Source organism: Roseibium aggregatum IAM 12614 (genome assembly GCF_000168975.1).
Lineage (GTDB): Bacteria > Pseudomonadota > Alphaproteobacteria > Rhizobiales > Stappiaceae > Roseibium > Roseibium aggregatum.
Genome location: NZ_AAUW01000029.1, coordinates 14255 through 36915, shown reverse-complemented (window position 1 = coordinate 36915; position 22661 = coordinate 14255). Strand labels below are relative to the sequence as shown.

Here is a 22661-nt window from a genome sequence, read left to right as displayed (position 1 = left end):
ATGGAGCCTGTCGTCACCCTGGAAGGCGTGAAGAAGCTGCCCGCAGGTGCAGAGCGGCAGGCCTCCGCGTTCAAGGGACAGGGGGCTGTGGTTCCTCAGGTTCCGCTTGACGGTCATTCGGTTCTCCATGTCAGCCTCGACCGCGAAACGCTGTTGATTGCCGGTGTGGGAGAAGCCTTTGCAGGCGGGCTGCCGGCCATCCTCAACGAAGATCCAAAGTTGACGGTGCCTTGCACGGTTTCCGTCTTGCCGGCGGGCAGCCGGCTTTCAGGCAAGAAACGCCCCTTCGTCGCGATCCTTTCGCTCGCCAACAGTCCGGTTTCCCGGCCCGAGCGGGTGACCATTCGAAGCCAGGGCCACGCTTATCCGTTTGGTGTCCGGCAGCAGGCTGCGGATCTGAAGAGCTTCCTGCAGAGCGTCGGTGACCTGACGCCGCAATCGGTGTCCGACATTGTCGACGGCCTGGTCCAGGCACTGCTGCTTGCCGGCGCGGGGCCTCAGGCCATGCAGACGGCCGCGCGGATTGTCGACGCGGTCGCGGGCCGTGACGGTTTCATTGAGGTTCTGGGCGTCTTCGATGCCGGAGACATCTATCTTCAGGGGTGGGCCAAGGGCATGCCGGCAGGCACCAATCGGGTGTTTGTCTTCGACGGGGCGCTGAAGCTTGGAGAGCTGTCGGGAAGTCTGTTCGAGCGCAAGGACACTGGCGGCAAGGCCTATGGTTTTGCCGGTTTGCTGGAGGTCGAGGGCGGGCTCGATGCCGGGCTGCTGCGCAAGGTTTTCTTTCGCGGTCGCGCGGGCTGGAGCGCGGTCGTGGTTCATGAACACAGGACGATGCCGCCGGCCCGGGCTCTTCCCTCCCACATACGGGCCCTGTTGCCGAAGCTCTCCCCCGCGGGTGACGGCAGGGCCCGGCTGGAGCTGGCGGGCCGGCGGTTCGACGGCCGGGAAACGGTTAGCGAGCTCGACGTCCCCGTCAGGGTCGGTATCGATTTCAGCGCTTCGCTGGATCGGGCTGGCGTCCTGTTGTCGGGCTGGCTGCTTAATCCGGAAGACCGGGTCGATGCGGTGCTCTTGCGCTCGGGCTGCAAGAGCTGCCGACTCGACACGCGCTGGACGACGCAGCCACGGCCGGACGTGACCAGTGCCTTTGAAACCCTATCGCCCTTTCTCAGCGGGCCGGACGCCCTTCAGCGGCACGGGTTCCTGGTTCACGTGCCAGCGGAGGAAATGTCGGGTTCCGACGGGACCTATCTGGAGATCGTGCTGAAAGACGGCCGCACCGCCTTTGCGCCGTTGGCACTCGGCAGGGCCTCGCCGCGTTCCGCGCTCCGCCGGCTCTTGTCCGGGCTTGACCCGGCAACCGCCTTCCGTCCCGACTTTCTGGAACGCCATCTCCTGCCGGTCCTCCAGGCAAGCGATGCACCCGATCCCGTAGTCGTCGAAACGATCGACTTCGGGCCTGTTGCGGACGGCGCTGTTTTTGCTCTCGTGATCGGGCTCGACGGAAATTTCGAGACATCGCGCGTGCTGTTGTCCCTGTGTGCTCTCGATCCGGTGCTGCGCGGGGCGCCTGTCGTCCTGGTTGCTTCCCAGGCAGATGCGGTGGAGCAGATTGAGGACTTCAGACAGCTTGCCGGTTTTTATGGTCTCGCCGTCCGCCTGGTGCTGGCGGACCACGTCGAGGACGCGCTCGATGCGCTTCAGGCGGGCGTCGAGGCCTCTCCGTCGGAGACGGTCGTGTGCCTGTCGTCCGGCGTGCTGCCGCGCGCGGCGGGGTGGCTGGAACCCTTGCTCGCCGCGTTTCAGGCCCACGACGAGGCATGCATCGTGGCGCCCACGCTGCTCTACGAAGACGATACCATCAGATGGGGCGGTGCCTGGATCGAGCCGGAAGATGGCCGCCATCTGCTGAAGCAGCATTATCTCGGTTATCCGCGCCGGACCCTTCATGGTGCGGAGGTCAGTCCGGTTGCCGCTGCCCCGTTCGATTGCTGCGTCCTGCCGAAATCGGCTCTCACGGAAGCCGGCGGCTTTTCCCGGAAATATCTCGGCACGGACGAGAAGGGGCTCGATGCCGCCCTGCGGCTGAAGCTATCGGGCATCGGCTCGCTGTGGGTGCCCCAGGTGGAAATGATCCATGCTGAGGACGGCCGCCCGGGCGAGCGGTCCTGGAAGAAGCTGGTTGGCGAACTTGACCGCCGCAGTTTCGAGCGGATCTGGTCTCCGGTTCTTCCCGATCTGGCGGAGGACATCGCATGACGGCTTCTTCTCGGGAAAGAACATCGGCGGGCGGCGACACGCTGCGGGTGCTCGTCATCTCTCACGGCCACCCGTCGCTGTCGCTGGGCGGGGCGGAAGTGGCGTCCTACAATCTTCATCAGGGCCTGAAATCCCTGCCGGGAACGCAATCGTTCTTCCTGGCAAGGGTGGGAGACGGTTACCCCCGGCATGGCCAATCCGCGCTGATGGGCGTGGACGATGCCGACGACGAGCTGCTCTTTCATGCCGACGATTACGACCCGTTTCTTGTCTCCAACCGCAACACCGGAGACCTTTCCAGGGACCTGCGCCGGTTCGTGCGTACCCTGCGTCCGGACGTGGTGCACTTCCATCATTTCATCGGCTTAGGCCTCGAGGCGCTCTATACGGTGCGGGACGCCTTGCCCGATGCGGTCATTCTGGTGACCTTTCACGAGTTTCTGTCCATCTGCCATCATCACGGACAGATGGTCAAAGCAGGTGGCCACAAGCTCTGCGATGCAGCCTCGCCGATTGCCTGCAACGGCTGCTTTCCGGAGATTTCACCGGCCAGCTTCCTGCGCCGCCGACAGTTCATCAAGTCCATGCTGGGTCTTGCCGATGGCTATATTTCGCCCAGCCGTTTCCTGGCCGATCGCTATGTCGCCTGGGGTCTGCCTGCGGACAAGATGACCGTTATCGAAAACGGCCTCAACGTGGGTGAGCCCGCAACGCCGCGCCCACTGGCGGCTGATGGGCGCCGGAACCGTTTCGGGTTCTTCGGCCAGATGACGCCTTACAAAGGCGTGGACGTGCTCCTGGATGCGGTTCAGCGCATTCCCGAAAGCGTCTGGGGAGACGATGCCACGCTGACCATTCATGGCGGAAACCTGGAGCGTCAGCCCGAAGCGTTTCGAAGCCGCATTGCAGAGCTTCTGGAGGCGGCAGGACCGCGCGTGCGGTTCGCCGGCAGCTACCAGAACAAGGACATGCCTTCGCTGATCCGGCAGACCGACTGGGTGATGATGCCGTCGGTGTGGTGGGAGAACTCGCCGGTGATCATCCAGGAAGCGTTCTTCCACGGGCGTCCGGTTATCTGCAGCGGCATCGGCGGGATGGCTGAAAAGGTACGCGACGGCGCCGACGGGCTGCATGCCCGTCCGGCAAGCCCGGAAGACCTGGCCGATCGCATGGCCGAAGCTTTGAGCGATCCCGGTTTGTGGCAGCGTCTGCGGGCGGGAATCCGCCCCCCGAAAACACATCTGGAAAGTGCCGGTGAGCACGTGACCCTTTATCGCGAGGTTCTTGATGGCGGCCTCGCGTCTCGTCCCGGTGCCCTCAAGCAAAGCGCCTGAGAAGACAAAGGAATATGGAATGACACGCGTTCTGGTGATGATACCGTCCGGCGAAGTCTATGATCACAACAATGTCCGCTGGTACAGCCATCAGGACATTCAGCGGAACCTGGACCACTATCACAACATCGGCGATGCCTTCGTTTTCGATTCATCCCTGAAGCTGCTGAAATACGACCGGCTGGAAACCCTGACGATCCGGGAATTCGACCCGGTGGAAGTGGACCGTCTGCGGGATGAATTCGACTATGTCGTTCTGCGCGGCTCCAATTACATTCACGGCGACATGGACTGGGAAATGGCCGAGCAGGTGTTGCGCCGGCTCGGGCTGCCGGTGCTGGCCTTCGGCATCGGAGCCCAGGCGCCGGTGGATGGCAAGCTGGTGCTGTCGGAGGCGACGAAGAACGTCCTGCGCCTGATCGCAGCTTCGACGACATCGGTCGGCGTTCGCGGTGCCTACACCGCCGAGGTGCTGGCAGACATCGGCATTTCCAATACGCGGATCATCGGCTGCCCGACGGCGTTTCGCCACAACGATCCGGGCCTCAGGATCACGCTGCCCGAGATCGACCGGATCAAGAAAGTCGGCCTGACCGTGCGGCGCGAAGTGTCGCCTGCCTATGCCAAGGATATCCGGCAGTATCTCACGTTTCACCGCGACCTGATCAAGTCGGTCGCGGCGCGCTTCGATACGGTTCTGATGGCGCAGGGGGAGCTTGAGGAAAAGAAGATGGTGCTCGGAACGCCCGGGCAAAAGGACCAGGCGATTGCATCGCTGCGGGAAAACGCCTGGGTTGGCGAGTGGTATCTGGATGACGACATCGAGTGCCTCTACCGGAACGCCATGTTCTATTCGGACGTGGTTGCCGACTACGACGCCTGCGTCAAAGCCTGCGACCTGGTGCTCGGCTATCGCCTGCACGGCAATCTGATGGCTTTGGCCAACGGGGTGCCGGCGCTTTACTTCACCTATGACAGCCGCACGCGCGAATTTGCCGAGACCTTCCGGATTCCGAGTTTCGATGTCTTCAGCGAGAAGGTGTTCCGCCTGAGCGACTACTGGGATCAAGGCCTCTTCGACCGGTTCAACCGGGCGTATGAGGCCACCTATTACGCCATGAGCGACTTCCTTAGCGAAAACGGCGTGCCGCATGTAATGCAGGAGCGTATGCCAGCTCAGCAGCGGAGAGTGGTTGCTCTTGTGTGATTTTCCAATGAAATCATTTCGAATATCGAAGTATATTACTTGTATAATTAACGTAAAATATCATTATTTACGCAGTCATAGTTATATTGTAGGCGGAAAATAGATAAATGTATTTACATAATTCTTTGTGCGCCGCATTATTGTCATAATAAAACGCAAATAATGTGCATGTATATTAATTAGGCAGGCGGACTCCGGCAGGGAGACGCTTCACAGTTCAGATGGGGGCTTGCATGACAGTCGTGGCCACACAAGACACGTTTCCCGTTCACAACGCTGCGCGCGAGATGGTGTTGCTGAAAGAGATGACGTTGATCGTCGTCGGCGTTTCAAGGCAGGACATTCCAGGATCGTTGCTCGAGGCGGTCAAGACGGTCTGGTTTGAAGGCGTCGAGGACGATTTCGCCCTGTTTTCCGACGAGAGCGCCGGTCGCTACCAGGTGTCGGAAGCCCCCCTTCTGCCGCTGGCCGTGATCGTGGATCCGGCCGCCACAGAGGCCAAGGACGAGCTTTTGAAGTGGCTGCAGCAGCGCGGTGCCGCTCAGTTGCCGCCGGTCATCGGCTGGGGCCGGGGTGGTGAAGTGGAGGCGGTGTCCTCAATGGTCGGGCTGGTGGCCGACCACGTGAAGTCGGGAGCGCGGCGCCTGGTTCTGTCCAGCAAGGAGCTGAAGACGCTGCGCAGCCTGAACGACGATTTGCAGAACCGGTTCGCCGCTCTTGAGGCATTTCTCAACCGGCATGGTCTGCAGCCGCTGGATCTCCTGTTCAGCAACGAACCGGCGGAAAATCCGCTCAATCCGAATGTGCTGGCAAGTGCGTCCATCGACGGTGTCAGCCAGATCCTGCCGGTGCCGAGTTCCGGTGTCAGCGGCGTGGCGGTGCATGTGGAACAGACCGGCAGCCGCCCCGACATCAAGCTGCGCGCCCAGTTGATGACGCTGGAGGACCAGAGGATCGTCGATACCTGGCATTTCTCCAGCGGCGATCTTTCCACCGGCTGGAACATCTTCGGCCTGTCGCGCTCGACGGCGGGTCTGCGCAGAACGCTGGAATTCCGTCTGCAGGTTGAAGAGACGGAAGACGAAGTGCCGCTACTGTCCGTGGGTGGCCTGCAGCCGGTCGAGATGTTCCAGGTGCGGGACGCGGCCAATGGCTTGCCGGTTCTCAAGAACAGTCTTGCGCTTCAGGTCTGGGGCGGCATTCCTGGCGTTTCCATGCCGCCGCATGCCAATTACATTCCGGCGCAGTCTCAGCAGGTGAACCAGGACGAAGGCTTCCGCGACATGCCGATTGCCCCCGGCATCCTGGAGCATGCGAGCCTTGCCAATTCCGACGAGGTGTCCTTCGATTTCGAAGCCATCATGCCGTTGCCGACGGAACGGGCCATCGGCTGTCATCCGCCTGCGGAAGGCATGACAATCGGACAACTGCCGGCGGCCTGTCCGCCGCAGGTGATCCGTATGTCGGCCAAAGCGTTCATCGACAACAGCCGGGCGGCCGACATCGATTTCGCCATTGTGGTTGCCAAGGATCTTGGCGCAGCCAAGGCGCTCTTCAAAGGCGAGCGGGAACCGGCGGTTGGCGAAGCGTTCTCTGGCTGGAAGACCGTCAGCTTCGGCGAGACGGCGCATCTGAGTGCCTTTGCCGGCGAGCGGATCGGGGTCTGGCAGAACGTCTATTTCGCCACCCGGATGAGCGAAGCGACCGGCAATGATTTTGCCTGGGCGAAATTTGCCAATTTCCGCGCCGTCGTGAGCGGGTAGGTGGGCATGCTCCAGCACACTGGCTCAAGACCGGGCCTGCCGAATGTGCGCTACGCACAGTTCGGCGGTTCCGGCATGCCATCGGCCACGGTTGCCATCGTCATTCCGGTCTACAAGCACTCGGTCCTTCTGACCGAGGCCATTGATGCGGCGCTGGCCCAGCAGGCCCCGTTCAATATCGCGGTTGTCATCGTTGACGACGGCTGCCCCTTTCCCGAGACGGCGCAGACCGGCCGTGCCTATGCGCTTGCCTATGACAATGTCTATTACCTCAGGAAAGCCAACGGCGGGCTGAGTTCGGCGCGCAACTACGGCATCGACTTTGCCCTGCGCAGCTTCTCCGATCTGGAGGCGGTCTACTTCCTGGATGCCGACAACCGGATCACACCGTCGGCGATCCGGGTGCTGCTGGACTTCATGCGGTCCAGCGACGGCGTGGATTGGGTCTATCCCAATATCGACAAGTTCGGGATCGAATGGAACGGCAACTACACGGCGGACTATTCGCGCCTTCTGCACGTGACTTTCGACAATATCTGCGAGGCCGGCAGCCTGGTCTCCAGATCCCTCCTCGACGCCGGGGTTCGTTTCGACGAGAGCATGAAGTCCGGCTTCGAGGATTGGGATTTCTGGCTGCAGGCGATCTCTCATGGCTTCAAGGGATCGAACTATCCCTTCTTCGGCTTCGAGTACCGCCAGCGCGCCGAAAGCATGTTGCGGGATTCCAACCGCACCCGGGACAGCATCCTTGGCTACATCAAGGACAAGCACAAGAAGCTGTTCTCCACCGAGACGCTGCTTGGCTGGGAGCACGAGGAAGCGCCGCGGTTCGTCGCTTTCGGAGCGGACACCTATCTGGTCGACCTCTTCACGGACCCGGCGGTTGCGCACAAGAAACGCAGCATCGAAGAGTTCGTGAAGACCTTCTGGGCAGCGCAAGCCGAACCGGAAACCTATGGCGTGCCGCCGTTCTGGCTGTGGATGTCGCCTGCACACAGGGATGCACTGAAAAGCTGCGGTCTGCTGCACAACGTTTTGTGGCTGACCGAGCGCCTGTCGGCGTCCCATCACTTTGTCGCGCTCCGGTTCGAAAGCGACAAGGACCGGCTCGCGATCGAGGTGAATAAACTGGGCGAAGGCAAGGAACTTGCCAAGAAGCCGCTTGGATGGATGTGCTCCCTCGACATCATGAAGCAATGCGTCGAGGACAAGTCCGACGACTGGATCCGGACTTTGCGCGGCGCCAACCCGGCACCCAAGATTGCCGAAGTCGTCGTGCGCGGGCCGTTCTCGGCGGAAGACATTCAGGGCACGGCCCTGTCCGCCACTAACAGCCTGCTGGCGACGCTGGGGGCCTTGCGCGAATCCGGTTACCGGCATGGACCCGGTAAACGCTGGATCTGGCGGTCGGCCTATTTCCCGGACCGCAGCAAGTATTTCGAGCTGCTGCGCCACAGTGCGGGGGCATCGCCGGTCATGCCGCGTCTCGGCCGGGAGGGGGCGCCGCTCAGGGTCGGTCTGCTGTTGCCGATCGCGACGTTCGGCGGGGTTGAGAAGGTTGCCTATGCGGCCGCACGGGTTCTGAAAAAGGCCGGCTGCGAAGTCCATCTCTATGTGTTCGGCAAGCCTGTCTACAACCACATTGCCGACAACGACGGGGTGTTCGACACCATCAACTTTCTGGCCGACGACTATCCTTTGTGGGGTGGTCCCAACATGTTCTCGGGCCATGAGTTGCTGATGGGGCATGACGAAAACGCGCGGGCCGAAGAGGTTCTCGGGTTCCTGTCCGGTCTCGACGTGGTGATCAACAACCAGCTTGCCCCGGCCAACGCCATTTTCGGTGAGCTGCGTCGGCGCGGGGTCAAGGTCGTCAACTATGTGCATGTGCTGGACAGTTCAGAACTCGGCCGTCCGGCAGGTCACCCTTATCTGACGCTCGCCTATGAGCACATCTACGACAGCGTGCTGACCTGCTCGCGGGATATGGCCGAATGGCTGCACGGCATGGGCGTGCCGGTTGCCAAGCTGCTTCACATCCCGAATGCCGCCGGTTACCCGATGGCCGCGGAAGAGGTCAAACGCCTGGCGAATAACCGCCAGCAGGACCGCGATGGCCGCTTGCGGGCGGTGTTCCTGGGCCGGCTGGACAGGCAGAAAGGCATTGAGCGGATCTTTGCCGCAGCGCGCGCCCTGAAACGCAAGGGTGTCGACATCGACTGGCGCATCGTCGGATCGGACGTCATGGACACCGGGGCAGGCGGCTCCTGGAAGGAGCGGTTCGCCGAACTCGGTATCCGGGTCGATCCGCCGATCTATGACAGCCGCCGGCTCAGCCGCTTGCTGGCCTGGGCGGATGCCTTCGTGCTGCCATCAAGATGGGAAGGCGCTCCGCTCACGATCATCGAGGCGCAACGTCTCGGCTGCGTGCCGGTTGCCACCGATGTCGGGGCCGTGGGCGAGCTGATCGAGAACAAGGTCGACGGGTTGCTGCTGCGCTCCACCGATGACGGCGTGGTGACCCACGACCTGATCACTGCTCTGGAGACATTGGCAAAGTCGGAAAGGCTGCTTCGGTCCCTTTCGGCAAATGCCGCGCAGCACAGTGCCGAGCGCAGTTGGGACAAGAGCCTGCAGCCGTTCCTGAGACAGTTGCACAACTGGTTCCCGGACCGTCTGCAAAGCATCCGCCGGACCAAGGCGCCGGTCGCGCAGATTTCCAGTTCATCCGAAACGCCGGGCAGGCGCGGAAAAGCTGACGGGGCGCCGCTCTTTCAGCAACGGGGACGGCAGACGTCCGTCCGGTAATCGAAGGGCCTGAGCCCACATTTTTGAAAGGTGCAGTTCACATGAAGAAGCTCTTCGTTCTCAACGGCGGCGCTGCCGTCAAGCCGGGCAACAAGTCGGCATTCCTGAAAATCGACGATCCGCTGTCGACCTTTGCGCGTGGCGGGATCAACACGGGCGACGTTCTCGTCTATGACGCCATGCTGAAGGCGCTGGCCTACGACCAGATCACCAACGTGCAGTTTGCCCATGCGGCCGACGAGAAACTGTGGCCGACCGGCGATTACGACGCCACCGTCATCCGCGGGTCCAACTACCTCACCGAAACGGTTGATATCGGCAATGTCATTCCGCTCCTGAAGAAGCTCAAGGGGCCGATTGTCCCGGTGGGGGTCGGTGCCCAGGCGGCGAAGTACAAGAAGCTGGAAATGCCCAAGGGCAGCATCGAGGCATGGAAGATCATCGCCGACAAATGCGAGACAATCGGCGTGCGCGGTGTCTACAGCGCCGAGGTCTTCAACGACATCGGCATAAAGAACATCCGGATCATCGGCTGCCCCAGCTTCTATCGCAATCTCAGACCCTCCATCGAGATCAAGCCGCTGGACCCGGCGAATGCGCGTGTCGGCCTGACGCTGAACAAGTATCTGTCCGCCGACTATGCGTCCAACGCGACCAAGACGAACCGCATGCAGCGTGCGCTTATCGAAGCCGTCGCCAAGCGTCCGGCCAATCGTCTCTATTCGCAGGGCGAGCGCGAGGAAACGCTGGCGATCTTCGAGACCGGCGAGGCCAAGCAGAAGCACATCCGGTCGATCCTCGGGAAATACAATCTGGAGGGCGACAAGGATGTCGAGGCGCTGATGAGCGAGCGGATGCAGGCATTCTTCGACGTCGACGAATGGGCGGCAGATGCACGGGACAATGTCGACGTTCTGGTCGGCTTCCGCCTGCACGGCAACGTCATCGGCCTGCACCAGGGCATCCCTGCCGTGTTCTTCACCTATGATTCCCGCATTCGCGAATTGTCGACGTTGTTCGCAATCCCGTCCGTCGAGATCGAAGACTATATGCCGATCAATCTGGAAAAGATCTTCGAGAGTGCCGACTTCTCCAAGGTTCAGCATGTCTACCGGCTGAATTACGCCGAATATCATCGTTTCCTGACGGAAAACGGCCTCAACCATGTGCTGGCAAAACCGGTGGCCTCGCCGCCTGAACAGCCGCTGGTCAAGCCGAACCTCGTTAAGATCGACCAGTCGACCGAGGAAGTGACTGACTGGTTCCGGGGGGAGGTCGATTTCATGACCGGTGAGATCGAAACCCTGCGCAGCCGGGCGTGGAACCTGGAGCTGAAGCTGCGTGAGAAAACGTCGCCGGAGGCCGGTACGAAACTGGCGAGCTGACCGGTTCGCGTGATCATGCCACGACAAAATCCTGTTCTGAGCCGCCGCCGGTTTCTGACCGGTGCGGCGGCTGGCGGACTTGCGGGGGCGGCGCTTGTTGCGTCGCCCCGGCGCCTGTTGGCGCTGACCTCGAACGATCTGCCTGCACCCCTGCAGCGGATGGAAGGGGACTGGCGGCTGACCTTCCAGGATGACTTCGACGACCTCAACCGGTTTCAGCAGACCTGGGAGCGCATGCGGATCGGTGGGGATGGTCATCCGACCATGCGCTACCCGAAAAACGTGGTGATGCGGGACGGAGAACTCGACCTCAAGCTCGGCCATCAGGCCGACCCGAAACGACCCTTCACGGGCGGCTACGTGCGGACCCGGAGCTTCCGTCAGACCTATGGCTATTTCGAATGCGAGATGCGCATTGCGCGCGAGGCCGGTGTCAACAACGCGTTCTGGCTGATATCCGACCGCGCGACGGAGGGGGACACCCATTTCGAACTGGATGTGGCCGAGGTCAAATATCCGAACATCGTTCAGGTTTCAGCCCGCCGGTGGCGCCCGGAAAAGAAGGTGTTGGCCGCCAGCTACCGGGCGCATATTCGGCTGGACGACACCTTTCATCGCTATGGGATGCTCTGGACCCGGCAGGGGTTTCGGTTCTACGTCGACGACATGGAGGTCTTCGACGCACCCAACGATTTTGCTCACACACCGGCGCTGCTGCTTCTCAGCAATGCCGTCGCGCCCTTTGCCGGCAAGAATGACGGCGACGTTGCAGGGGCTGCGACCAGCGTCCGCACCGTAAGAGTGTTCCAGAACGCTTCAGCCTAGAAACCGGTGGCGTCTGCCATGAATTGAGCCGGCAAGAGTGCTTGCCGGCTCAAACTTGTAAGGCGTCAGATTTGGTCAGGCGACGGTTTCGTAGCCGCGCGGATTTTTGCAGACCCAGTTCCAGGTGTCGCGGCACATGTCCTCAAGGCCGCGCTCTGCTTTCCAGTTGAGTAGTTTTTCCGCAAATTCCGTATTTGCGTAACACTGTGCCACATCGCCTTCGCGGCGAGGTGCGATGGAGTAGCGGATCTGTCTGTTGGAGGCCCGCTCGAACGCCTTGACCATCTCCAGCACGCTGTAGCCGTTGCCGGTGCCAAGGTTGACCGCAAAGCAATTCGACGGGGCGGCGCCTGATCCGAGCACTTCATGGGCCCTCAGATGGCCTTCGACCAGATCGATGACGTGGATATAGTCGCGAATACCGGTTCCGTCCGGTGTGTCGTAGTCATTGCCGAAGACGGAAAGCTCTTCCCGGCGGCCGTCGGCAACCTGGGTGATGAAGGGCATGAGATTGTTCGGGATGCCTTGCGGATCTTCGCCCACCAGCCCGCTTTCATGCGCCCCGACCGGGTTGAAATAGCGCAGGATGCCGAAGCGCCAGGAGGGATCGCTGGCAGCAACGTCGCGCAGCATTTCCTCGATCATCAGCTTGGTGCGGCCGTAAGGGTTGACGGCGCTTGTCGGGTGATCCTCGGTCAGAGGCAGGAATTGCGGGTCGCCGTAGACGGTCGCCGAGGACGAGAAGATCATCTGCTTCACGCCGCAATTGGCCATGGCCGACAGCAGGCGGTGGGTGCCCACGACGTTGTTGTCGTAATAGGCGAGGGGGATCCTGGTGGATTCGCCGACCGCCTTCAGGCCGGCAAAATGCACGACCGCCGTGCAGCGGTACTTCTTGAGGATCTCCTCCATCCGCGACTGGTCCCGGATATCGGCTGTTTCCAGAGACACCTTCGCACCGGTGATGGCCGCTACCCGCTCGAGACTGACCTGGCTCGCGTTGGACAGATTGTCCACCACGACGATGTCATGCCCGGCCTGAAGAAAGGCCACGCAGCAGTGCGAGCCGATATAACCGGCGCCGCCGGTAATGAGTACAGTCATCCAAACCTCTTTCGGGTTCGACGGTGAAAACGAAAAGGAAATACAGCCCTGAGTATAAGATGATTATTGTTCTTTGATTTCATTCAGTCATCAGTATTTGTTGGGCTGAAATAAGGCCTCAAGATCGAGGCAAAATGAACATATTTTAGGGGCGTTTTGAAGCGTTTGTTCGTGGCGTTGTCATCAATGCAAGCGACCTTTGAAATTACAACTTAAGATTTAGCTTCTATAAGCCTGCTGGTTGTCGCAGGACATTCCGTGCGAGCTTGCCGTGCCCCGACCGGTCGGGCCAGTGCGCTTGCCTTTGTGCCTGCCAGAAAATGTTTGTGTCTCTTGGGGGCTGTTGTGCAGAAAAAAGTTGGATTGGTCAGATTTGGGCTCGTATTCACCGGATTGTTGATCGCATTGGCGATCGTAACTGCTCTTCTGGAGACTCTTACCGGAATTACTGTGAGTGGTTCGGTGAACCAGATTGCTGCAGTCATGGGAGCTGCGACGGACGCAGGGCGACAGTTCTTCAAGAGATATGAAGCCACCCCGGACAGCGGTTTCGCCTGGAGGGCGTCCTTTCAGATGACGCTCGTGGAAACCGTTATTTCCGTGTTCATTGGCGGGGTGTTTCTCTGGAGCCAGTTGTCGCAAAGCGAGTCCGGCCTACAGCTCTCCTCGTTGATGATGATCATCGTGCCGTTGTTGATCTTCATGTTCGCGGTCTCCTGGGTTGCCAAGCGCTACGTGTTCAGGAGCAGCGCTCGGCACGCCGAGAAGGCTCACCTCAAAAAACTGGAAAAGAGCAGCACCGTTTTCGAGTGACTTCGGAACCCGGCCGGAGACGCCACACGGCTCTGTCACCAGCAGGATAAGACTCGGCAAACGGGGAGGCAGGGCAGCTTCGGATTACGAAGCTGCGAATGTGACCTTCACGCCGCGCTGGCGGAAATAGGCCTGCAGCAGCTTTCGGCCGGACCGGTTGTTCTGGACGAGCTTGTTCGGATCAAAGACAGCTTCTTTCAGACCCTCACGTTTCAACGCGGCCTTCAGGGCTGCGATGTGCAGATCAATGTCTTCATTGTCCGCCTGAAGGGATTCATAAACGCGGTTTGTTGCATCCGCTACGGTCAGTTCGCTCAATGGTGCATTCCCGATGTTGTTTGATTGGCGCTTATTCGATCCCTTGGAATAACACAAGGTCAATAGCGTGTGCCGACTGGATGTCTTTGCATGCACCATATGCCGTGTGCACGGTTTGCAGCCTGTGCCGGCGCAGCATCGAGCACAGGCAGGGAACTCAACACCCCGGCAAGACCGGTCACAACTGCCCTTCGACAGGGAGTGTTGCGATGATGCCGGTGGTAAAGCGCTGACCCAATGTCGATCCCGGATCCGAAGTGAAGGTCACGATCTCGCCATTCTCTTCGCTCTTCCAGAGGATACTGCCGTTGTCGTCCAGTTCGAGCCCGTAGCTGTTTTTGAGCGAAACGCCTTCGTTCAGGAAGGCTGTCAGCCGGCGGGCAAGTTCGGGGCTTTCCACGTAGAGGCCGATTTCCGGGTTGAGGTTGGCAGACCGCGGATCCAGATTGAAACTGCCGACGAAAATCGCCGCGCCGTCAAACACCGCGGCCTTGGTATGCAGTCCGGCCTTCGAGTCCGTTGAAAAGAGCGTTTGCTGGACCCTGGCGGAATCCGCCCTGACTTCGTGCAACTCGACACCGGCTTCCAGACGTTCCACGCGGTATTTCGAATAGCCGGCGTGAACGGCGATCACGTCGTTTGAGCTGCGCGAGTTGGTGAGAACACGGACCTTCACGCCGCGCGCCGTGAGCTCCTTCAGCTTGTCCGCACCTGCCTGTGTCGGAACGAAATAGGCGTTTTCCATCAGGAGTTCGCGTTTAAGCCCGTCCACCTTGCCGGCAAGTGCCTTGAGGATCTTGCCGCCGCTTTTCCCGCGATGAAATCGGCCGGATCGTCCCAGACGACAAAGGCCGGTGCCCAGACCAGTTGCCTTGTGAGCGCCGACATCGACTGGCGGACGGCAGTGACCCTCTGGCGGAAAGGATAGGGATATCCTTCGGTATCGATGGTCTCTTCCAGTTTCACCCGGGCCACTTCCAGGTCGGTTTCGCCAAAGGTCCGGTCGACGCTGGCCCCGACAGGCACCGACCAGTCCTTGTTCCAGAAATAGTCGAAGACGCTCGAGGCATCCCGCACCACCGGGCCGACCGCCGCGATGTCCAGGTCGCGATAGTTGGAGTCCTCGGAGACTTCGAAATAGTGGTCGCCGATATTGCGCCCGCCGAGAAGCGCAACCGCGTTGTCGGCGATCATCAGCTTGTTGTGCATGCGGTGGTTCAGGCGGTCGAAGTCACCGATCAGATTGAAGACCCGTGAGGACCGGTTCACGAAGGGGTTGAACAACCGGATCTCGATGTTCGGATGGGCATCCAGACTTGCGAGGTTTTCATCGCGTCCGTTGACGTTGATATCGTCAATGAGAAGGCGCACGCGCGCACCGCGATCCGCGCTGCGTAACGGGGCCTGCGTGAGGATGCGTCCGCTCTGGTCCGCGTCTCAGATGTAGTATTGCAGATCGAGGCTGTGCTCGGCGAGCTCTGTCATCGCTACCCTGATGGCGAACGCGTTGCGCCCTGTCGTGACAAGCGAGACATCGGATTTGCCCGGATGACTTTTTTCGGCTGTCCGGAAAAGGCGGCCCAGATAGGTGCTGCGATAGGCCGTAAAGGCGGTCGTCTCGACGCGCGGATAGTCCGTGTTCAACGTCGAACAGGCTGCCAGAAGCAGCGTTGCAAGACAGCGAAGGCAGGCCCAGCTTCGCATCGTTCCCCGCATGACAGGCACAGGTTGCCAAGGGGCCCCGCGTTCCCGCCCGGCGTCAAGGATCGACCTTGGTGACTGAGGCAAGGACCGGGGCTATCGGCAAACTCTACCCAGAATTGTTACTTCATGCCTGCACGCCGGTCCATTGTGCAGATTGACAGGCGCGCTCCAGCACCTGCCGTGCGGTGCTTCTTTTTCATGAGCGCCTCAGGACATGACATGCAAAGACGCACGGTTCGGCTTGAAGCTTCGGCGCAGGAGGTTTCCAACACCGGGATGGCAGAAACCTGTCCTGTGCCTTCGGGGCGAAGATCGCGTGAACGGCGCACGCCAGACGTGGGGGAGACCTTTAAGGAGCAGGCAGTGCTTCAGGCATCCAGTGCGTTGAGTTGCGGCTGGCCCTGAAGAAGCACTGCCCGTGTTTCTCGAGGGTTTCCTGATTGATCTCGAAGCCGAGGCCAGGTGTCTGCGGCATGGCGAACCAGCCGTTTTCGTGCAGGAATGGCTCTGAGAAGATCTGGTCGCGGCCTTCCGGTGTCCAGCCCGGCGGTGAGAGCGGATATTCAAACAGCTCCTCACCGGCAAAGCCGCTGGCGGCAAAGACATGCGCATTTGCGATGAAACCGAAGCCGTTCGACCAGCAATGCGGCGTGAACCTGATACCTTCTTGCCAGCACAGCGCGGCCACCTTGAGGCACTGGGTAATCCCGCCGGCCCACATGGCATCGGGCTGGAAGATATTGTAGCACCCCATCTTCATCATCCGCGCCAGTTCCCTGTAGCCCATGACATGAAGTTCGCCACCGGCGACAGGAACGCGCGAATAGGTGGTCAGTCTGGCGATTTCCTCGTGCCATTCGCCAAACAGCGGTTCTTCCACCCAGGCAAGGCCGACATCCGCGGCGGCATCGACAAAGCGTTTGGCCCTGTCCAGCGACCAGAGCGGCGCATCGCCGTTCTGGGTCAGGCGGAAGGCCTGATTGCAGTCGACCGAAATCCTCATCCGTCCCTGCATATGACGGGCGATATCGGAAATATGGTCGATATCAACGGCCTCATCGAAGTCATGGACACGAATTTTCATCGTGTCGAACCCTTCGGCAAGCCGGGCTTCGGCTTCCTCGCGCCGCGCGCCCGGGTCCCGAAGCTCGCCGGATGAGGCATAAAGCCTGATGCGGTCATCCGTTCCGCCAAGCAACTTGTAAAGCGGCAGGCCCGCACTCTTGGCCTTGATGTCCCAGAAGGCAGGCTCAAGCCACCAGTTGAAATTGCCGCCCGCCGCCATGATCTGGATGCGCTCGGAAAGCTTATCGATATCGCCTGCTTCCTGGCCGAGAAACAGACCCGCCAAGAGGTCCCCCAGCCCGGCGCGCTCGCGCCCCGCGGCCGGAAACCCGCTCCATCCTTCAACACCGTCATCGGTGATGAACCGGACGATGCACATGGAGACATGGGTCCGGATCGTTCCAGGTATCCACGAGGGCGCATGTGGTGCGGGCAGGGGTGTTTTCACAAGGTAGAGTTCAACGCGGTCAAGCACTTGCATGTTCGGTCCATTGAAAAGGGGGCGCTGCCTGAAGGATCCAGGAGCATCAGGAGAACAGTCGGCTGTTGCGTGAACGCTAGAAAGGAATTGGTCTGGCCAACATATCCAATTTGACAATTTTCAGAGTCCAATTGGATGGTGGGGGCAGTCACTATAGAGGCAGCATTTCGGCTTTCGCGAGGCGAGCCAATCAGGCGTTCCGGGAACGAGGTGAGAGAGCGTGCCTCGGGGTTGCCTCGGGAGGGGCTCGACAGCTTTGCGTCCCCAAGTAGGACGTTCACAGGATTTCAGCTCGGCCTGAAGAGCTGCCATTCGCTGCATACTGATCGAATACCCTGAAAGGGTGGATTCCGGACATTCTCTACGGACGCGAAATCGCAGGGTGCCCTTTGCAGAAGCTGACATTCAGAGCAACCAGAGTGTTCTTTGCCCATGTTCAACGGGTGAGCGGGAAGCAGAACTTCGCTGCGATAACAAAACACGATGCTTAACCTTCAAAGATCGGCCGCCCCATCCCAGCCAGAGCTATTCCAATCAATTTCCTTTCAGCGTAAGCTCGTGTGATGTAAGTAAAAAGTGAATTTCGATGAATGCTATCACATCCAATTTGGCAGTGTGTAATGCTACCCAAAACCTTAGTAGAATCACGGCTGCAAAACTGGGCAGATCCTACACTTTCGACCTCCTGCGCCGCACCATCACCTACACCCTCGAAACGGTGATCATTGTGAAAGGCCAGCAAACACTGGACACATGAACCATGCCAGGGAATTACTCGACCGAACGAAAGGGCATCGCCGCTGTTCAGGCTAAGTTGGCCGACCTTGAACTGATCTGGCGAGAAACTTCGACCGGAGATTTTGGTATCGACGGGCACATCGAGTTCCTCGACGAGAACAGCGAACCGACCGGCATGATGGTTGGTGTTCAAGTCAAATCAGGACAGTCGTATTTCCTTGGCGAAACTGACTACACCGTGTCCTACACCGCAAACGAGAAACATCAGAAGTATTGGGAACACTATCCCGTGCCCGTGCTCCTCATCCTTCACCATCCTGATCGCAAGGAAACGTTCTGGACGGATGCTCGTCAGGAGTTTCGAACAGGCAAAGCCCTTGGGAACAAGATCGTCATACCAAAGTCAAACAACTTCATGACTGCCCAAGTGGACGATCTCTTCAAGAATGCCGGTTTGACCCAGACGGAGTATGTTAAAGACATCTCCGCTTTGCTCGAATACATGCTGACCCAGTCAACCCGGAACGCAGGTTTCGATTTATCGTTTTTTGATCTTTTCTGCCTCGGCATGACGAACATATGCCGGAGCCTTTACTTTGGTATGGACCTCGCCTTGAAGATTGCCGAGCATAAACTTGCAGCAGCAGAGTCCGAGTTTGGCGTAGGATTGGGGCATTCGGAATACGATTTTCTCGAATCGTATATCCGCTTCCTCGTCAGTCAGAACTTGGTTCACGCCAACTATTCTGACTTGCTTATTGACCTTGAGCTTCGGGAAATGGTGCCAGAGTTTATCGTACCACTTTCGCGGCGTGGCACCGCTTTGAAGGACCTAATTTCAAGGAGAGAGGATGATTTGGTCGAGCAGGGCCTCCTGCTGGAAAGCCGAAGTCGAGTGGCACAAGAGGCTTTCATTGAAATCGTAGAAATGTCGATGTTCCCGCGTTTCGGTAGAGTCGCCGAGATTGCGCGAATCTTGCGCCCCAATCCGGTCCCGCAGAGTTCGCAAGGCGCCATTCCAATTGCCGACAGTGTGGAAAAAGTAGGAGCGGAAAATTAGTGCCCGATCTTTCCGCTCTCCTTGCACCTTTGAAATCCCCGAAGGCCGCTCTTGCGGTCTTCATATTTAGCGCCGCCTTGCTCTTTGCTCCGTTTGATCGGCTTGGGTTGACCCGCCCAGCCTTCACAACCGAGTATGAGAGTTTCTTTGTCATCATACTCTTCCTGTCCGCGGCCATCCTGGTCGTTGAATTGTTATCAAAGGGATGGCGGCTGGCCCTACGTCTGTACTACGCACGGAAACGTAAAAAGCGGGTCGAAGAAACCTTCCTGTCCCTGAACCTTCAAGAGTTGTGCGTGCTGTGGGCAATGACGCGCTCCGGCACGAAAACAATCAAGGGATCGTTCAGCAATCACCTGATGCTATCTTTACGGCAGAAAGGATGCCTACACCTTGTCTCGGGGCTACAATCAGCGAACCAGCTTCACCATGCGATGCCAGACGACGTTTTCAAGATAGTGTCCGAACGAGGCTATGACCGGATGCCTGACGACTTCAAGAATTCTGTTCGCTTTGAAGACGAAGTGCGGAACATCGTCCAAGCAGCTACGGACCCTTCGAGTTGAAGACTTATGTCAACAACATCAGCCTCGAAACAATGTAAATTGTGAAGGGCCCGCCAAGGACGCACGGGTTCAATAGGGCTTTGTCAGCGCCCGCATTTGGAGGTTCGCTTTGGGTAATCTGCGCCGCAGCGTTTTTGATGGTTTTGGATGGCAGCTAATGGGATGTACCGGCTGCTTCACCCAGCAGGTTAGGCTTGGCCTATTTCTGCATGATGGAGAAGTAGCATGGCGAAGACAGACTTTGATGAGCTGATGTCGATTGGCATCGATATTGGCAAAGACACGTTTCACGTCGTTGGTTTCGATACGGACGGGCAGCTTGTTTTGCGAAGGCAGATCAAACGCCTGGCGTTAATTGCGGTATTCGAGAAGCTGCCGCGATGTATCGTCGGGATGGAGGCGTGCCTGAGCGCCCATTTCGTGAGCCGGTCTCTGCGTAAGATGGGCTTCGAACCTCGGATCATTCCTGCGATCTACGTGAAGCCTTTCATCAAAGGGCAGAAGAACGATTACAACGATGCGGAAGCGATTGCCGAAGCAGCATTGCGTCCCAACTTGACCGTCGTTCCTGAGAAGAGTCAGGAGCAGCTCGACTTGCAGGCGCTCCATCGCGTTCGTTCGCGTCTGGTGTCGCGCCGGACGGCAACGATCAACCAGATCCGCGCCTTTTTGATCGAGCAGGGCATCACGGTGCGCAAGGGTTTGCGCGCCCTGAAAAACTCCTTCGAAGCGATCCTGAAGGAACGCGAGGACGAGATTTCACCGCGCATGCGCACGATTTTAATCGGGCTCTATGGCGATTGGCTATGGCTGGACGAGCGGATCGACACGGTTTCGAAGGAGATCGAACAAATCAGCCGAACCGAAGAGAACTGCGTCAACGTCATGACCATCCCCGGCATTGGCCCAATGATCTCGACGGCTATGGTTGCAGCTGTCGGCACAGGTGAAGCATTTGAGCGAGGTCGCGACTTTGCGGCCTGGGTTGGGCTAGTGCCTCGTCAATACAGTACCGGTGGGCGAACGGTCCTCGGACGTATCACCAAACGAGGCAGCCGATACCTTCGAATGCTCTTCGTCCAAGCCGCCAAGGTCATTCTGATGAGAACAAACAGGTGGCCGGATTTCAGTTTCGGCGGGTGGTTGACCAAAGCGGCGGAGAGGATGAACCGAAACAAGCTCGCGGTCGCTCTGGCGAATAAGCTGGCCAGAATGGCTTGGAGCATCCTGAGACACAAATCGGCGTTTGATGCGCCAAGAGACGAGGTCGCCATCGGCGTTTAGGCCGGATCGGCCCAAAGGAGTTCGCGATAGATAGAAAGCATGGAACGGAATAATTACGCCCCCAGAGTCTGACGGCCCTTTCGGTCAACTTGGACCTTGCCGCTAATTAGATCAAGGCGCGTGCGTAACCCCAACAAGGCCACGACCCGCGTGTCGATCAATAGGCCGGATACATATGAGCGACTTCCGAGAACATGCTAAAAAGATCCTATGAGAGCGGCTCTGGCTCTCGGATAGGCTGACCGCGTTAATTTGATACGGGAGGCACACTATGGATCAGTATCACGACGCAAACTCGACGGCCTACGTAGCGATTGAGCTCAGCAAGCGCAGCTGGATCGTCGGCATCGCCCATCCGGACCGCGACAAGCCGTCGATACATCGACTTTCTGGTGGTGACACGAAGGGGCTTCTTCGACGACTGGCCGCTACACACAGCAGTGGGCGTATGATCATTTGCTTTGAGGCCGGGCATGACGGTTTCTGGCTTGCCCGCTTTCTGATCGCCCAAGGCTTTGATGTTCGCGTGCTCGATCCAGCAAGCCTGCAGGTCAATCGCCGGGCGCGACGGGTCAAGACGGATCGTATCGATGCTTTGGCGATGCTCAGGGCGCTGGCAGCACTTGATCGCGGGGAACGTCATGTCTGCGCGCAAGTGCGCATATTGAGCGTCGAAGAAGAAGACGCACGCAGGTCACATCGCGAGCGGGACAGGCTCATCCATGAGCGCACAGCCCACGTCAACCGGATCAAGGGGCTGCTCTTTGCCCAGGGCATTCGTGACGTTGAACCAAGGCAGCGCCGAAACCGCATTGACTTCACCCAACTCCAGACAGCGGAGGGACACAGGCTCCCACGACGTCTTCTCGCGGAATTAAAGCGCGAATATGCCCGCCTGATCATGGTCGAAGATCAACTGCGTGAGGTCGAGAAGGAGCGCGACACAGCCGATGCGCAGTCCCCAGCAGTCGAACAGAAGCGACTGGATCTTGAGCAGCTTCATGGTATCGGCGGAACAGCCTCCGCCATTCTTGCCCGCGAAGTCTTTGCACGAACGTTCGCATCGCGCCGCCATTTGGCGTCGTATCTTGGCCTGACACCGAGCGCATACGACAGCGGAACTGTGACCAAATGCCAAGGCATTTCCAAGGCTGGCAACGCGTGGGCACGGCGCATTCTGATTGAGATCGCCTGGCTCTGGATCAAATATCAGCCAGACAGTCCCCTTTCGCGCTGGTATCTGACTCGAACACAAGGCCAGGGCGGCCGCATGCGCCGGATTATGCTGATCGCACTGGCCCGCAAGCTTGCCATTGTGCTGTGGCGCTACGTGGAAACAGGCGTTCTGCCAGAGAGGGCACGACTGTCACCAACCATGGCATAAACTGAAGAACGAAAGAGCTTCAGACCTCCGGCCAGAGGTCTGAGGGCGGGATGACGGGCGTCGTGTCAACGATTGGCGCACCCTCGGAGCGCCGGCAAAAAGTGTGAACCCGTCCCCGATCCGTCCGCGTGAATGCAAGATTGTGGTCAGCCGTCATGGAGCTACCGGATATAAGTTGATGCGGGCATATCCGCATGACCGTCGCGCAACGATCGAACCGTCCGAACTATAACGTATTAGCACTCGCGCTCTGCGGGTGATGGTGCTTTGCAACCCTATTGACAGAAACGGCCTCATATAAATCATTTGCGAACAGCAGCCGGTACATACATCAGGGCCGGAAGCGCCAGCGGGGCCGATACAGTTGAATGATTGCTTCGCTCGGATCGACCTTTACGAGCAGACTGTCCCCTCCCAGCCCCAACCAGGACGATTGTGGTGTCTGGTGCAAAAATTGGTCGTGATCAATTCGGCGGGTGCTGAAACCAAACTTTTGGCTGCTGTAACGCGCAAGAACGTCTGGCCCAAAGGGTGAGCTGGGATTAGGTGAGAATAGCCGA

At 59.2% G+C, this 22661-nt stretch carries 18 protein-coding genes; 12 read left to right on the top strand and 6 right to left on the bottom strand.

Annotated features, from left to right (window positions below; genetic code table 11):
• The 7 genes from SIAM614_RS30975 to SIAM614_RS28285 all read left to right on the top strand — a co-directional run bounded on the left by SIAM614_RS30975 (position 1) and on the right by SIAM614_RS28285 (position 11584).
• Positions 1-2262: a hypothetical protein gene (locus SIAM614_RS30975; RefSeq protein WP_006939963.1), complete on the top strand. Its 2262-nt coding sequence runs from the start codon at positions 1-3 to the stop codon at positions 2260-2262.
• Positions 2259-3596 carry a glycosyltransferase family 4 protein gene (locus SIAM614_RS28310; RefSeq protein ID WP_006939962.1) on the top strand — a complete coding sequence of 446 codons (1338 nt, stop codon included), beginning with the start codon at positions 2259-2261 and terminating at the stop codon, positions 3594-3596. The genes SIAM614_RS30975 and SIAM614_RS28310 overlap by 4 nt, the downstream gene beginning before the upstream one ends.
• A gap of 19 nt (positions 3597-3615) precedes the next feature.
• Positions 3616-4803 (top strand): polysaccharide pyruvyl transferase family protein, encoded by a 1188-nt coding sequence (locus SIAM614_RS28305; RefSeq protein WP_040441378.1) that lies wholly within the window; start codon positions 3616-3618, stop codon positions 4801-4803.
• A 233-nt stretch (positions 4804-5036) separates the two neighbouring features.
• Positions 5037-6566: a DUF6212 domain-containing protein gene (locus SIAM614_RS28300; RefSeq protein WP_006939959.1), complete on the top strand. Its 1530-nt coding sequence runs from the start codon at positions 5037-5039 to the stop codon at positions 6564-6566.
• A 6-nt stretch (positions 6567-6572) separates the two neighbouring features.
• Positions 6573-9374 carry a glycosyltransferase gene (locus SIAM614_RS28295; protein WP_157140143.1) on the top strand — a complete coding sequence of 934 codons (2802 nt, stop codon included), beginning with the start codon at positions 6573-6575 and terminating at the stop codon, positions 9372-9374.
• Positions 9375-9415: 41 nt separating this feature from the next.
• Positions 9416-10759: a polysaccharide pyruvyl transferase family protein gene (locus SIAM614_RS28290; protein ID WP_006939954.1), complete on the top strand. Its 1344-nt coding sequence runs from the start codon at positions 9416-9418 to the stop codon at positions 10757-10759.
• 15 nt (positions 10760-10774) lie between these two features.
• Positions 10775-11584, top strand: a complete 810-nt coding sequence (locus SIAM614_RS28285) for a glycoside hydrolase family 16 protein (RefSeq protein WP_006939951.1) — start codon at positions 10775-10777, stop codon at positions 11582-11584.
• Positions 11585-11659: 75 nt separating this feature from the next.
• Here SIAM614_RS28285 and galE read toward each other — a convergent pair whose 3' ends face one another.
• Positions 11660-12688, bottom strand: coding sequence for a UDP-glucose 4-epimerase GalE (gene galE, locus SIAM614_RS28280; RefSeq protein ID WP_006939948.1), 1029 nt, complete (start codon positions 12686-12688; stop codon positions 11660-11662).
• Between the two features lie 258 nt (positions 12689-12946).
• Here galE and SIAM614_RS28275 point away from each other — a divergent pair, with 258 nt between their 5' ends.
• On the top strand, positions 12947-13501 hold the full coding sequence (locus SIAM614_RS28275; protein ID WP_324294010.1) for an ABZJ_00895 family protein: 555 nt from the start codon (positions 12947-12949) through the stop codon (positions 13499-13501).
• Between the two features lie 84 nt (positions 13502-13585).
• On the opposite strand, the gene SIAM614_RS28270 is transcribed toward SIAM614_RS28275, so the two are convergent.
• From SIAM614_RS28270 to SIAM614_RS28260, 5 genes are all read right to left on the bottom strand, one after another.
• The gene (locus SIAM614_RS28270) at positions 13586-13819 is read right to left on the bottom strand and encodes a hypothetical protein (protein ID WP_006939944.1); all 234 of its coding nucleotides are present in this window, start codon (positions 13817-13819) and stop codon (positions 13586-13588) included.
• A 178-nt stretch (positions 13820-13997) separates the two neighbouring features.
• Complete coding sequence (locus SIAM614_RS30970; protein WP_006939942.1) at positions 13998-14564, bottom strand: phospholipase D-like domain-containing protein; 567 nt, start codon at positions 14562-14564, stop codon at positions 13998-14000.
• Positions 14564-15235, bottom strand: coding sequence for a phospholipase D-like domain-containing protein (locus SIAM614_RS30965; RefSeq protein ID WP_081455379.1), 672 nt, complete (start codon positions 15233-15235; stop codon positions 14564-14566). Before SIAM614_RS30965 ends, SIAM614_RS30970 begins: the two co-directional genes overlap by 1 nt.
• Positions 15236-15256: 21 nt before the next feature.
• The gene (locus tag SIAM614_RS30960; RefSeq protein WP_006939938.1) at positions 15257-15523 is read right to left on the bottom strand and encodes a hypothetical protein; all 267 of its coding nucleotides are present in this window, start codon (positions 15521-15523) and stop codon (positions 15257-15259) included.
• 349 nt (positions 15524-15872) lie between these two features.
• Positions 15873-17069, bottom strand: a complete 1197-nt coding sequence (locus SIAM614_RS28260; protein ID WP_006939937.1) for a mandelate racemase/muconate lactonizing enzyme family protein — start codon at positions 17067-17069, stop codon at positions 15873-15875.
• Positions 17070-17829: 760 nt separating this feature from the next.
• Here SIAM614_RS28260 and SIAM614_RS28255 point away from each other — a divergent pair.
• The 4 genes from SIAM614_RS28255 to SIAM614_RS28240 all read left to right on the top strand — a co-directional run bounded on the left by SIAM614_RS28255 (position 17830) and on the right by SIAM614_RS28240 (position 22101).
• A complete protein-coding gene (locus SIAM614_RS28255; RefSeq protein ID WP_006939935.1) occupies positions 17830-18867 on the top strand; it encodes a DUF4365 domain-containing protein in 1038 nt (345 codons plus the stop codon).
• On the top strand, positions 18867-19433 hold the full coding sequence (locus SIAM614_RS28250) for a super-infection exclusion protein B (RefSeq protein WP_006939932.1): 567 nt from the start codon (positions 18867-18869) through the stop codon (positions 19431-19433). Before SIAM614_RS28255 ends, SIAM614_RS28250 begins: the two co-directional genes overlap by 1 nt.
• Positions 19434-19658: 225 nt before the next feature.
• Positions 19659-20717: an IS110 family RNA-guided transposase gene (locus SIAM614_RS28245; RefSeq protein ID WP_006937346.1), complete on the top strand. Its 1059-nt coding sequence runs from the start codon at positions 19659-19661 to the stop codon at positions 20715-20717.
• Between the two features lie 271 nt (positions 20718-20988).
• Positions 20989-22101: an IS110 family RNA-guided transposase gene (locus tag SIAM614_RS28240; RefSeq protein ID WP_006931135.1), complete on the top strand. Its 1113-nt coding sequence runs from the start codon at positions 20989-20991 to the stop codon at positions 22099-22101.
• The last annotated feature ends 560 nt before the right edge of the window (positions 22102-22661 follow it).